Annotated in this window: 12 protein-coding genes; 2 read left to right on the top strand and 10 right to left on the bottom strand. The window is 70.8% G+C overall.

Annotation, left to right across the window (positions count from 1 at the left end):
• Positions 1-8: 8 nt before the first annotated feature.
• The 10 genes from VN779_RS17375 to VN779_RS17420 all read right to left on the bottom strand — a co-directional run bounded on the left by VN779_RS17375 (position 9) and on the right by VN779_RS17420 (position 9,787).
• Positions 9-866: a class I SAM-dependent methyltransferase gene (locus tag VN779_RS17375; protein WP_325724562.1), complete on the bottom strand. Its 858-nt coding sequence runs from the start codon at positions 864-866 to the stop codon at positions 9-11.
• Complete coding sequence (locus VN779_RS17380; RefSeq protein WP_325724564.1) at positions 863-1,633, bottom strand: alpha/beta hydrolase; 771 nt, start codon at positions 1,631-1,633, stop codon at positions 863-865. Before VN779_RS17380 ends, VN779_RS17375 begins: the two co-directional genes overlap by 4 nt.
• The gene (locus tag VN779_RS17385; protein ID WP_325724566.1) at positions 1,623-2,258 is read right to left on the bottom strand and encodes a LysR family transcriptional regulator substrate-binding protein; all 636 of its coding nucleotides are present in this window, start codon (positions 2,256-2,258) and stop codon (positions 1,623-1,625) included. Before VN779_RS17385 ends, VN779_RS17380 begins: the two co-directional genes overlap by 11 nt.
• Positions 2,251-3,003 carry a DUF6182 family protein gene (locus tag VN779_RS17390; protein ID WP_325724568.1) on the bottom strand — a complete coding sequence of 251 codons (753 nt, stop codon included), beginning with the start codon at positions 3,001-3,003 and terminating at the stop codon, positions 2,251-2,253. Before VN779_RS17390 ends, VN779_RS17385 begins: the two co-directional genes overlap by 8 nt.
• A complete protein-coding gene (locus VN779_RS17395; protein WP_325724570.1) occupies positions 3,000-4,163 on the bottom strand; it encodes a hypothetical protein in 1,164 nt (387 codons plus the stop codon). Before VN779_RS17395 ends, VN779_RS17390 begins: the two co-directional genes overlap by 4 nt.
• A complete protein-coding gene (locus VN779_RS17400; protein ID WP_325724571.1) occupies positions 4,160-5,563 on the bottom strand; it encodes a hypothetical protein in 1,404 nt (467 codons plus the stop codon). Before VN779_RS17400 ends, VN779_RS17395 begins: the two co-directional genes overlap by 4 nt.
• A gap of 1 nt (position 5,564) precedes the next feature.
• Positions 5,565-6,449 (bottom strand): SAM-dependent methyltransferase, encoded by an 885-nt coding sequence (locus VN779_RS17405; RefSeq protein WP_325724573.1) that lies wholly within the window; start codon positions 6,447-6,449, stop codon positions 5,565-5,567.
• A complete protein-coding gene (locus VN779_RS17410) occupies positions 6,446-8,212 on the bottom strand; it encodes a GH3 family domain-containing protein (RefSeq protein ID WP_325724575.1) in 1,767 nt (588 codons plus the stop codon). Before VN779_RS17410 ends, VN779_RS17405 begins: the two co-directional genes overlap by 4 nt.
• Positions 8,205-8,873: a hypothetical protein gene (locus VN779_RS17415; protein ID WP_325724577.1), complete on the bottom strand. Its 669-nt coding sequence runs from the start codon at positions 8,871-8,873 to the stop codon at positions 8,205-8,207. Before VN779_RS17415 ends, VN779_RS17410 begins: the two co-directional genes overlap by 8 nt.
• A 104-nt stretch (positions 8,874-8,977) precedes the next feature.
• Complete coding sequence (locus tag VN779_RS17420; protein WP_325724579.1) at positions 8,978-9,787, bottom strand: SDR family NAD(P)-dependent oxidoreductase; 810 nt, start codon at positions 9,785-9,787, stop codon at positions 8,978-8,980.
• 289 nt (positions 9,788-10,076) lie between these two features.
• Here VN779_RS17420 and VN779_RS17425 point away from each other — a divergent pair, with 289 nt between their 5' ends.
• Both VN779_RS17425 and VN779_RS17430 read left to right on the top strand, forming a co-directional pair.
• Positions 10,077-10,904: a type 1 glutamine amidotransferase domain-containing protein gene (locus VN779_RS17425; RefSeq protein ID WP_325724581.1), complete on the top strand. Its 828-nt coding sequence runs from the start codon at positions 10,077-10,079 to the stop codon at positions 10,902-10,904.
• 5 nt (positions 10,905-10,909) lie between these two features.
• Complete coding sequence (locus tag VN779_RS17430; RefSeq protein ID WP_325724583.1) at positions 10,910-12,532, top strand: thiamine pyrophosphate-binding protein; 1,623 nt, start codon at positions 10,910-10,912, stop codon at positions 12,530-12,532.
• Positions 12,533-12,543 lie beyond the last annotated feature (11 nt).

The raw sequence follows: 12,543 nt of genomic DNA on the forward strand, positions 1-12,543 counted from the left end.
CTCAAGTCTCATTGCGCCGCTGGCACGGTCCCGACGCACAGCACCACACCCTCGCGGACGTAGCCGTCGGCCGACCGCAGCGGATGGTCCGGGTGATCCGGGTCTGCGAGCACCCGCCATGCGTCGGTGCGCGAGCCGTGTGGGATTTGCGCGGCCAGTTGGGCGCATGCACGGCTGTAGAACTCCTGGGCGGCCTCGGTGAGGGGGGCGAAGTGCTCGGCCAGAAGCGTGCGTTGACGCACCGACTCGAGACCGGCGGCGCGCAGATAGCGGTAGAGCGCGCCGCTTCGGCGCAGTTGTCGGGCGTAGCCGGGGTTGGCGGCCGCGGCGCGGAAGAAGTCCGCGAACAGGTCGGGGTCGCCGGGCTGGACGGTGATCAGCCGCGCATCCAGGTCCTTGACCGCGACGAGGCCGCCTGGTCGGGTGACCCGGCGAAATTCCGCGAGCGCTCGCAGCAGCGAGTCGTCGTCGAGGTATTGGACGGTGTTCGAGCACCAGACCGCGTCGAACGCGTCGTCAGGGTAAGGCAGTTCCCGGATATCGCCGGTGCGCACGTCGGCCGCGACTCCGGGTACTGATTCGCTCACTCGCCGCGCCGCTAAATCCGCGTTCTCCGGCGCCAGATCGATGGCGCTGACCGCCCCGGCGGGTCCGACCAGATCGCAAATCCAGGGGAGGAAATCGCCGGGGCCGCAGCCCGCGTCGAGCACCCGCCAGCCAGGGCGCAACCCGACCAGATCGAGCGCTTTCCGGTAGGTCTCGACGCACGCCTCGAAGTGGGCGTCGACGATGCTGTGATGCGTGAAGTCCTGACCGGTGGACGCGGCCAGCCCCCACGCCCCGCTGGTTGCCGTTCGCGGGCTCATCGGGCCACCGCCGCATGATCGACCAGGCGGCAGAGCGACGCCGTCACTGCTTCCGGGGCCTCGATCGGGGCGAGATGACCGCAGTGCGCGAGCACGACGAGGAGCGCGCCGGGCAGGGCCGCGGCGGTGTTCGCGGCTTCGTGGAACGAGACGAGTTCGTCCTGCTCCCCCGCGACGACTACAGCCGGGACCCGCACCTCGCGCAAAACTTCAAGGGCATCCGGCCGCTGCGCGATCGCGCGTTGCGCCCAAGCCAGCGCGTGCGGGTCGCAGGCTTCTGCGCTGGCGCGTACTCGGCGGACCAACTCCGGATTGCCGGCTCGCGTGACGGCACCGAGCAGCTGCGGCGCGGTAGCGTCGATCAGCGCGGCCCGCCGGCCCGGATCGATGATCGCGGTGGCGAACGCCTCGCGCTGCGCTCGCTGATCGAGGGTGTCGGCCGCGGCGCGTGCAGCGAACAGACCCAGCGCGGCGACACGGGAGGGGTGGCGGCGCACGAAGGCCATGGCTACGTAGCCGCCCATGGACGCCCCGGCGATCGCAGCTCGCTCGATACCGTTCTGGTCCATGAGCCGGGCCACGTCATCCGCGACGAGGTCCAGGCTCGGCGGATCGTCCCCGAGCGGGGTCCGCCCGAAGCCGCGCTGATCGGGAGCCAGCACCCGGTGGCCCGCGGCGGTCAGCGCCTGCTGCTGGGCCTTCCACATCGTCGAGTCCTGAGCCAATGCGTGCAGCAGCACGAATGGTGTGCGGCCATCAGCGTGCATGAGCGAGTACCGCCAGTTCGGCGTCGACGACGAATGCCGCGGCTGCCTCAGGAAGGGCACGCTTCGCGCTCCAGCACAGCACGACCGGTGCCGGTGACAGGTCTGCGATGGGTACGACGCGCACATCAGACGGCACAGCGCAAGCCAGAGAGGCGAATGACAGGTGCACGGTGTTCGTCGTGCGCAGTAGTTCGACCATGTCTGACACACTCTTCATCCGGTGCACTCGGCGGATCGCCGTCCCTTTCGGGGTGCGCGGCGGCACGACGCGGTCCCACACGTAAGCAGGGAAACCCTCCGGACAGCAGAACGCGTCGAACTCGGCGAGCTCTTCGAGCCCGACCTGATCGCGCCCGGCGAGCGGGTGGCCTTCGCCGAGAACCACGGCTCTTGCGTCCCAGGCGACCGGGCCGCTGCTGCGCAGATCAGGCTCGCGAAGTTCGTACTTGGCGATCATCAAGTCCATGTCGCCGTCGCGCAGGCCGCGGAACGGATCTTCGAGGCCGTACCGGACCCATCGAACGTCGCGTCCGGTGCGACCGGTTCCTTCCACGATCGAGCGGGGCAGGTCGGCGGCGCCATGTGTTCCGAGCCGAAACGGCGCGGTGTGCAGCAAGTCAGGCATCGGAAGCCTCCCTGGTCAGCGCGGCAAAGGCCTGAAGGCGGGCGGGATCGGCGGGATCGAGGTCGACGCGCAGCGCGACCGGTCGCGCGCAGAAGCCGACCAGACGCGGGACCTGACGCAGCGTCACGCTGTCACCGGGCACGAGCAGTCCATCGAGTGCGGCCTCTGCGATCAGGTGGTTGAGGTGAATCAGCATCTGGGCCGCGGTCAGGCCGGCCGTGGCCACATACAGTTCCGCGTGCGAGCCGGTGTCGGCAGGCGCGCCCGGCAGAGCGAGCGTGATAGGGCGGGCGGGCAGAAGTGCGGCCGCGGGTGTCGTCGTGGCGAAGGGTTTCAGCAGCCGCCGCAACGGTAGGCAGCGACCGGCGTCGCAGGGCCCGAACCAAGCGGCCGTTCCGTCCGCGGCCAGGTGCTCGAATGCGAAGCGCTCACGCAGGGCGAGCGGATTGCCCGCGAGGAAGATCGTGCGAGTGAAGGCCGTGCGCCAATCCGCCACGACCCGCGGATCGAGCGCGGCGGCGAAGCTCCAAGAGTGCTGGACGAAGGCCGGAATGAACAGATCGCGCAGGACTACGACGGCGTATATGCCGTCGCCGCCCGCTGCTGCGGACTCGGCGACCAGCGTCGAGCGTCGGCCGAGTAAGGCGGCCGGATCATCGGTCGCGTGCCGGTCGGCCAGATCAGGTCGCGCGCGCCGCAATCGTCGGGCCGCGTGTTCACGCAACTGTTGCTGCGTAAGCGTCATAGGAACACCGCCCGCAATAGGTCCATCGCCGGCCGCGGTCCATGTCGCGTGAAAAGTCCTGCGGTCAGCCGATAGGGATCCGTGAAGTGATGCGCGCCGCGATGCCGGTGGCGGACGGTCAGATCAGCCGGGCTGTGCGGACCGCGCTCGGCGGCCGCGTCGAGGATGCGCGCCGCGCGGGCGACGGTATGTACGAGCACGTCTTCGCGGAACGACTGCCGATCGCCCGGACCGAGTGTGGCTATGAAATAGAGCCGGGCGCCGAGGCGCAATGCCGGACCGTCGAAGCGCTCAGCCAGCCGCGGCAGCAGCCGGTCTGCGGTGACGTCCTGCCAACCGCCCTCTCGGGTGGCGGCGATCCGTCCCTCGATCGGGACGCGTCCCACCGCGACGGTGCGCGTCACTGCCCCGCATCGGTCGAGGGCTCGCGCCAGCAAACGGTAATCCGCGGCCAGCTCCGGATCATGCAGCAGGACTACTTCGTCGTAGTGGGAGGCCAGCGGTAGCAGGTCGCGCAGGGCGCAGGCCATCAGGTTGGGCCGGCCGTCCGCGCCGATGATTTGGCGCAGCGGCCGGCCTTCGGCGGTCAGGTCGAGGAAGATAGGGCCGCCGATCGCGCTGTGATCGAGAAGGATGCCCGCCCAGGCCAGCCGGTTGATCGTTTCGGCCAGGCTGTATCCGGGCGGCTGGTGCTGCGCGAGTCCTGGATCGTGCAGGCCGAGCTTCGCGTAGTGTCCGCGCCATAGATCGAGCACCCGGGTGGCCGCGGGGTGCACCCAGCCTTGTTCGACTGCGGCGGCGTAGGGACGCACCGCCTCGCTCGAAGGCTGCCGCTTGGCCGCGCGAAAGCGCATGTAGAGCGCGCCGATCTGCTGCTCGTCGAGTTGCTGGTATTCGGCGTCGCCGACCTCGCGGTCCAAGAACTCCCAGAAGCCGAGCGTCTGCTCGGTCAGGTGGTAACTGGTGTGGCCGGCCCGGTAATCCACATCGGCGAACAGCAGGCAGGCGCGGTACATCACGTCCGTCCACAGCAGACCTTTGAGATGTGACGGGGTCAGCGGTTTGGACGGGGTGACCGTGATCGGGGCGAGCAGGATCCGGGGACGGTTTTCGCGCGTTTCCGAGACGAGCCGGGGCGCGGCGCTGACGGTGCGGGTCATGCCGGCACCTCCTGCGGACGGCGGGCCGCGGCGATCGCTTCGAGCAGCTCGGGTCGCCGCGGTGCGTCGCCGGGCGGAAGTCCTGTCGCGGCGGCGTGCCGGACCCGCTGCGCGAAGCCCGGCGCACCGAAGGCTTCCGCGGGCGTCTGAAGCGTCATCAGCATTCTGGTCAATGCACGCCAGACGTCCCGGTCCGCGGCGGCGGCCGCAGCTATCGGCGCGGGAGGAAGCGGGACGTCTGGGGCTTCCCGCCAGCGTCCGATGCGTTCCCGGTCGGCTTCGGCCGCATGCTCGAACCATGGGCGCAACAGTTGCTGCGCGAGGTCGGCTGCTGCGGGCCCCGCTTCCATTTCGCCGCTTCCGGACAGCAGCGGTCCGAGCGCGAAGGCCTGCGCCAGTGCCAGGGCGATGCCGCGACCGAACAGCGGATTGGTGACGCATGCGGCATCGCCGACGGGGTAGAGCCCGCGCACGCCTGATTGAAGGATGCTGATGCGTAAGGTGTTCGGCGGGGCGGTCATGGCGTAGACGGGCGAAACGGCGTCGCAGACATCTGTTTCGAGCCACGGCGCCAGCAGTGCCGACGTACGCACCGCCGACGTGAAGGATTCGGGATCGCGCAGCGCACGCAGTGACCAGTCGCCCGGCAGCACGCCGAGCGCGACGGCGAAGGCGTCGCCGTCACCGGGATGCAGCACGGCGGCGCAGTGCGAGCCGACGTAACCTGCGGCGTGGCCGCGATTGAGCGGCCCAGGCAGGCCGCCGCCGCGCAGCCGATAGTGCCGCGCGTAGCCGGCGAGGCCAGACGGTGCGATCTCATCGGCGGGCAGGGGCACACCGGCGGCGCGCAGCCACGCACGCGATGCTGCGCGCCGGCCGGTGGCATCGACCACGAGCGACGCGGGGACTTCGCCCGCACCGTCTGCGACAACGGCCCGCACTTCGCGCCGCGGCCCGAGACGCAGCGCGCGCACGGTGACTGCGTGGCTGACCTCGATGTTCGGGCGGCTCAGCGCGTACTGACGAAGGATCAGTTCGAAGACTGTACGGCGGCAGCCCAGCGCCACGAGGTCTTCGTCTCCCGGTGCCCGTTGTGCGCCGAACGGTCCGGCAGGCATGGCGGTAGTGAGGTCGAACAGCACCGCGCCGGCGGACAGCAGCGAGTCGAGCAGATCAGGGACGTGCCGTCGAAGCTCGCGCACCGCCAGCGAGGTGATGGTGTGCGACTGGAACGCGTGCGGCACCGAAGGGCGCGCCCACCTCGGCGCCGCCTGCCGCGGCGGTCCCGGCGGTGGTGGTGGCTCCGCGTCGAGCACCCGTACCTCGTATCTCTCGCGGCTCAGGGCGAGCGCGGCCGCAAGGCCCGCCACACTTCCGCCGACGACCAGGGCCCGCCGCATGTCAACGCCGCCTGCCGTGCACGAAGAACACTCGACGCACCGCCGTCTTCTCCCGTGGCGGAACCGGATCGGGCCAGCGTCCGTAGTCTGCTTCGGGTTCGCCAGGCTGCACTGCGCGCACGTCGAATCCGTATTGCGCGAACAGTCGCTCAGGCTCGTCGTGGCCGAATAGCCACGGGCATCCCCAACCGGCGAACACGTCGAGCAGCCCGCGCATGTTCGGCAGCGTTAGTGCGGCGCGGTTGACGATGTCCGCGGCGATCCGGCTGCCCGGCGCGACGATGGCGGCGATGCGTTCCAGGATCCGGTGTGCCTGGTTCTCTTCGATGTAGTACAGCAGGCCTTCGACCAGCCAGGTGGACGGCGAGTCCGGGTCGTAGCCGGCTTCGGTGAGGCGGGATTCCCAGTCGTCCGCCGCCAGATCCGCCGCGACGAATCGGTGGTACGCGGTGTGGGCGCTGCGGCCAGCGAGGCGCTCGCGCTTGTAGGCGAGCACCGCGGGCCGGTCGACCTCGAAATACCGTACGCCGTCGCCCCACGGCAGACGGTACGCACGCGAATCCATGCCCGCGGGCGCCAGCACGACCTGGTGCTGACCGGGCGGACGAGTCGAGTCGAGAAGGAAGTCGTCGAAGAAGCGGGTGCGGATGGCGTTGTAATCCGGCGTGCTCGGCAGCGTGCGGGAGCCGTCGCGGGGGAACGTGACCGCCCGGACCTCGGCCAGTAGCTCGGGCCCGATCTCGCCGCTGAGCAGCTGCGCGAACGGATCGTCGTAGAGCCGGTCCGGCCGACGGGATTCGGCGGCGCGCAACGCGGCGGTCAGCAGCGCGGTGCGCTCGACCGCGTCGAGCGTGTCATGCGAGGGTGCGGCAAGCGTCTCGCTCACGGGACGAGTCCTCCTTCGGGCCGGGCGGCCGCGCCGGGCGCCAGCCGCCGCCAGTCCTCCGGCCGCTGCCGGAAGATGCGGTCTTTGACCTGGGTGGGGCGGGTGCCCGCGGCGACGGTGGCCAGCCAGTCGCGCTGGAACGCGTCGTGGTCGGTCGTCTGTACGACGGCGGCGCCAAGCCGTCCGGCGGTGCGGGCCGCGCGGTAGCCGGAGGACTGCGCGCCAAGGGCGCTGTCGAGGGCGGTGGCGAACGCCGTGATTTCGGCTGGGCTCCACGTCTGCCGGCCGGCTGCGGCGAACTCGTAGTAAGGCAGGTCGCTGACAGGGTCCTTCTCTACCCGGCACGCGGCCGAACGCAGGCCCAGGCCGGTGGAACTGCACGCCGCCATCAGGGCTCGTACCGCGTGGGCATCGCGCAGCCGCTCCCCTGCCGCGTCGCTCACGGTCGCCCGGCCCGCGTAGTCCAGCCGAGGAGCCCCGCCGACCCGGTCAACGACTCGCACGACGTCGCCGCCCGAGTACCGGTAGAAGCCTCCGACGTGGCTGAACACCACGTGATAGTCGCGTCCGGGTTCGAGCTCGTAGGCAGCGAGCGTCGCGCTGTCCGGCTCGATCGGCTCGTCGGCGTCGATGAATTCGTACACTGCGGCGTCCGCGATCAGGCTGCCCGCGGTGGCGTGCCGGTCGAGTGGCACGGCGATGGGGCCTTCGGAGGCGGCGATCGGCGCGGGCAGCACGGCGACGCCGATGCCGTACTCTTCCCGCAGCCGCGGCAGGTAAAGCGAAGCGGCGCCCGTGGTCCAGCAGAACAGCGCCGAGATGCGCGGCCAGACATGGGCCGGCAGCACCGTGCCGTGGCGGGCTTCGAGCCGTTCCAGCTCGGCGGCGCGCCCCGGGTTGGGCTCGCCGCCGGCCGCGCCGTCGAACGTGCCATCGTGCACGTCCTTGACGATGCGCGGCCACCACACCCGGAGCTGATAGGGGAGCGCGGCGATCATCGCAGGATTGATGCCGATCACGAGACGGACGTCGCTCTCCACCGCCATCCGCAGCCGCAGGTACATCTTCCGCTCGTGATCGTCACGGGCCGCGGGCACCGGCAGCGTCGCCCAGGGCGCCGAGCTGCCCGGTTCCGCGGACAGCGGTTCTCCGAACATGCGCCCGAGGTCGATTTGGCTCGCCCCGGCGTACGGACGGCCCGACGCCGTCGTGTCGGGTGCGGCCAGCGGATCGTGCTTGAGGTTGAGCGCCGCGTCGGGCCGTTCGAGCACCTGCGGGTAGTGCTCGGCGAGCGGCGCCCAGGCGGCCAGGTAGAAGGGGAAGAAGGAACGGTGCATGAACCGTGCGGTCACCGGGACCTTCTTGCGTGCTCCGGTGCTTCCGCTGCTGGTGAAGAACACGCGCGGGGCGTCCGCGGTCAGCACCGCGGTCCTGCCCGCGGCCGCCTGCTCGATCCACGGCGCGTGGCCGGCGTAGTCCCGGATCGGTACCGCGGCGCGCAGATCGCGCACTGAGCGGATCGAGGCGAAGCCGTGCTGGCGGCCGAACAGGGTCTGCGCGTTCGCCTCCACGAGCTCTGTCAGTGTCCGCTGTTGGGCGGCGTCGCAGTCGGCTGCGACCGCGCGCAGCCGGGCTTGCTCAGCCGCCACCCGTTCGCGATAGCGCGCCAGATGTCCGGGCGAGTGCCAGATCCGGGTCGAGTCGTCGTACGTGTCGGCGGCGGAGCCTTCCCTACCGGTCGCAGAACTCTTCGTCTCAGCCATCGGCCAGCGCCTCCTCGATCTCGCGGGCCGTCTGCGCCGGGTCCGTGCGCTCGCCGAGGACCGTGACCGGAAGGTGCCGGATCTCCTCGAACATCAGCGCGGACAGGTCGGCCTGGTATCTCGCGAACCGCTCGAAGTCCGGGCGCCGCCCGTAGTGTTCGAGCGGGTTGAGCCCGTGGCCGCGGCCGCACCTGCGCCATGCGGCGGCGGGCGAGACGTCGAGGTAGACCACCCGGACCGGCTGCGGAAACGAGCGCCACCAGGCGAGCATCGGGTTGTCGCCGGCGCCGGCTAGCGTGCATTTCGCCAGGATCTTGTAGTAGTAGGAGTCGACCAGCAGCGGGCCGCGGCGGGGGCCTTCGTGCACAGGCTCCTCGCGCAGCAGCTCGTCGCGCAGGTGCACGACGGCGGTTTGCAGCAGCCCGACCAGGAAGTCCGGGCTGAAGTCGGTGCCGAGGGCGCCGATCACCTCGCCGGCCACTCGGCGCAGCTGGGCGATCGGGCGGTGCTCGGCCGCGAGGAAGTCCTCGTCGGTGGACAGGATCCGCCGGGCCGGGTTGCCCGCGCGCAGCCGCGCCAGCGCGGTGGACTTTCCGGCGAAGTCCGGTCCGAGCAGCACCGCGAAGGGCGGGGCCGCGGGGGCTCCGAAGACCGGCGCCACCGAACATGCTATATCAGAGGTCTGAGACACTTCGAAACCTCCTGATCCACGGGTTCGCGGCCGGGCGGGCGATGACCGCCCCGCGAACCCTGCTCACGGGAGACTCAGGTCCAGGGGATGATGTGGCGGTGCTGGACGAGCCGGCCGTAGAACTCGGGCTCGACGTCGCCGCGGGCCAGGCGCACCAGATCCCGCGCCGCCTCGTCCGGGCTCTGCGCCTGGGACATGTCGGCGAACCAGGGCCGTGAGGCGTCCGTGTCCACCAGGCCGGGGCACACCGCCAGGATGTGCACACCGTCGCGGCGCGCCTGCTCGCGGGCGAACACCCGGGCGGCGGCGACCTGTCCGATCTTCGACGGGATGTTGATCGACTCCGGCCAGCCCTCCTGCCGATGCCGGCCGGCCTCGACCAGGTCGGCGAACTCGAGCATGCGCCGGTCGACCTCGTCCAAGGTGAGCGCCTCGGTGTCGAACAGCGGCCGCAGCTTCGGATCGAGGTTGCGCAGCGAGCCGAACGCGCTGGCCACGACGAGGAAGCGGCCCCCGGGCCGCAGGATCGGCCCGAACGACCTGATCATCCGGGTGGTGCCGAGGTTGTTGGTGTCCACGAACGCCCGCACCGTCTCCGCGTCAGCGCGCCCGGGAGCGCGCCGCGCCGCCGCGTTGGAGACCACCACGTCCACTGCGCCGTGCCGATCGGCCAGTTCAGCTGCCAGCTTCGCCACGGCGTCGTCTTGCCGCACGTCCATCACGGCTGGAACGGTGCCCGGAGCCTCGGCGGCCGCGCGCTCGACCCGCTCGGGGTCGCGCCCGGTCAGATAAACGGTCGCGGAGGGGCCGAGCGCCTGCACCAGTTGCCGAGCCACGGCGAAACCGACGCCCTGATTCGCTCCGGTCACGAGCGCGACTGTCATCTGTGGACCCTCCTGCGTTCCGGCTGGTTGAGCGCCGGTCCGCGTCCCTGCGCTGGCCGGCTTGTGTGGTCGGACCTTCAGCGTAGGCGACAGAACACTGCGAACTGCTGAAGCGGAAGGGAAGAGCGCACACTGCGTCACGTCCGACGCATTCGTCTACTGACAGGACGTCCACTCGCCGCAGTGTCCCCGCATTCTGGTCAAGTCGTTGTCCGCCGCGCGCGGCCCTGCCTTCACTGGGAGGAGCAAAGGCAGTCCGCCACACCGTCTGCAGGAAAGAGACGACGACATGTCAAAGTCCATCCTCACCGTGCTCTCCGAGTACGGATACTGGGGCGAGGAGCTCGTCGGGCCGCTGGCGGCCTTCGACCGCCGGGGCTACGAGGTCACCTTCGCCACGCCGACCGGCGGCCGGGCGCACGCGCTGCCGCCGAGCATGGACCCCGAGTACGTCGACCCGCCGCTCGGCCGCTCGGTGACCACGCCGGAGGTCGCGGAGGCGACCCGCAAGCTGGACGAGTCGGACCGGCTGGACAACCCGCTGAGCATCGAGGAACTGATACCGGACCGGCCCTACTTCAGCGAGCCGGACTTCCTGCGCCGGATCGAGGCCTACCACCGGGAGCTGGACACCGCGCAACGCTCGCTACTCGAGCGCTACGACGCGCTCGTGCTGGTCGGCGGAAGCGGGCCGATCGTGGACATGGCCAACAACGGGCGGCTGCACGAGATCGTCCTCGCCTTCCACCGCGCCGACCGCCCCATCCTCGGGCTCTGCTACGGGGTCACCCCGCTCGCGTTCGCCCGTGAGTGGGAGCAGCGCGACAGCATCCTGCGTGGCAAGCACGTCACCGGGCACCCGAAGGAGTACGACTACAAGGCCGGCACGGGCTTCCTCGGCACCGACTTCAACATCGGCGCCGTGCCCTATCCGCTCGAGTACATCCTGCGCGACGCCACCGCCCCCGACGGCCGGTTCCACGGCAACGTGGGCAAGGAGACCTCGGTGATCGTCGACTACCCGTTCGTCACCGCGCGCTCCACGCCGGATTCCTTCCTCGGCGGCGAGAAGCTGGTCGAGATGCTTGAGCACGGTCTGCGCCGGTACGGGTGGTGAACGCGGTGACCTCCACCCCCCGGCCGGGCAAGACCGCGCTGCTGGAACAGCTCGCGGCCGACGGGTTGCGCTACATGTTCGGCAATCCGGGCACCGTGGAACAGGGGTTCCTCGACGAGCTGGAATCGGTCCCCGGGCTGCGATACGTGCTGACGCTGCAGGAGACCGTCGCGGTCGGCATCGCCGACGGATACGCGCGGGCATCGGGCGGCGCGGCGCTGGTGCAGTTGCATTCCGGGGTCGGTCTCGGCAACGGCGTCGGAATGCTCTACCAGGCGATGCGCGGGCACACCCCGCTGGTCGTGCTGGCCGGAGAGGCGGGGATCGCCTATGACGCGCTGGACGGGCAAATGGCGGCCGATCTGGTCGCCATGGCCCGTCCGGTCACCAAATTCGCGACGCGGGTCGTCCACCCCGGCTCGCTGTTGCGCGTGCTGCGCCGCGCCGTGCGCCTCGCGCTAACCCCGCCGCGCGGGCCGGTGTTCGTCGCGCTGCCGATGGACGTGCTCGACGAGTCGACGTCCGAGCCGGTGCTGCCGACGCACGTGCCCTCGACGGCGACCGTGCCGTCGGACGCCGAGATCGCGCGCGCGGCCGCGCTGCTGAGCGCGGCCCGCGAGCCGGTCATCGTCATCGGCGACGGAGTGGCGGAAGCGGGCGCGCAGCAGGCGCTCACCCGGGTCGCGGAACTGCTCGGCGCCCCGGTATGGGAGGCGAACTCGTCAACGGTGAACATGGACACCGCGCATCCGCTGCACCGCGGCCAGCTCGGGCACATGTTCGGCACGTCGAGTGCACCCGCAGTCGCCTCGGCCGACGCGGTGCTGGTCGTCGGAACGTACCTGTTCCCCGAGGTCTTCCCGCTGATCGACTCGCCGTTGCGGCCGGACGCCACGATCGTGCACATCGACCTGGACTCCTACGAGATCGGCAAGAACCACCCGGTGACCCTCGGCCTTGTGGCCGAGCCGGGCGCGACGCTGCGCGAGCTGGCCAAGGCGCTGGAACGGCTGCGGCCCTCGGACGCGAGCGAAGGCGGGCAGTACGCGTACCGCGAGCCCGCGGCTCACCAGGACGGCGAGCCACTGGCCACCACGTTCGCCCGCGAGCTCGGCGTGCAGGCCGCACAACCGCTGGTGCTCTTCGACGAGGCGCTGACCGCGTCCGGCGCGATCACCGCCGCGCTGCCGCCGCGCACCGTCGGCTCCTACCACCAGACCCGCGGCGGATCGCTCGGCGTCGGCATTCCGGGCGCGATCGGGATCAAGCTGGCCAGGCCCGAGGCGACGGTGGTCGGCTTCACCGGGGACGGCGGCAGCATGTACACGTTCCAGGCGCTGTGGACCGCGGCCCGCTACGGGATCGACGCGAAGTTCGTGGTCTGCGACAACCGGCGGTACCGGCTGCTGGACGACAACCTGGCCCGCTACCGCTCCGAGCGGGGCATCCTGCCGCGGCCCGCCCCTGAGGCCTTCGATCTGGCGCAGCCGCCGATCGGCTTCGTCGGGCTGGCCGCCGCGCTCGGCGTGCCGGGGATGCGCGTCGAGGAACCCGGGCAGGTGCCGGAGGCGGTCTCCCGGCTGCTCGGGCATGAGGGTCCTTATCTAATCCATCTGCTCACGCGTTGAGGAAGGCGAGG

This window comes from Actinocrinis sp. (assembly GCF_035605935.1).
GTDB lineage: Bacteria > Actinomycetota > Actinomycetes > Streptomycetales > Catenulisporaceae > Actinocrinis.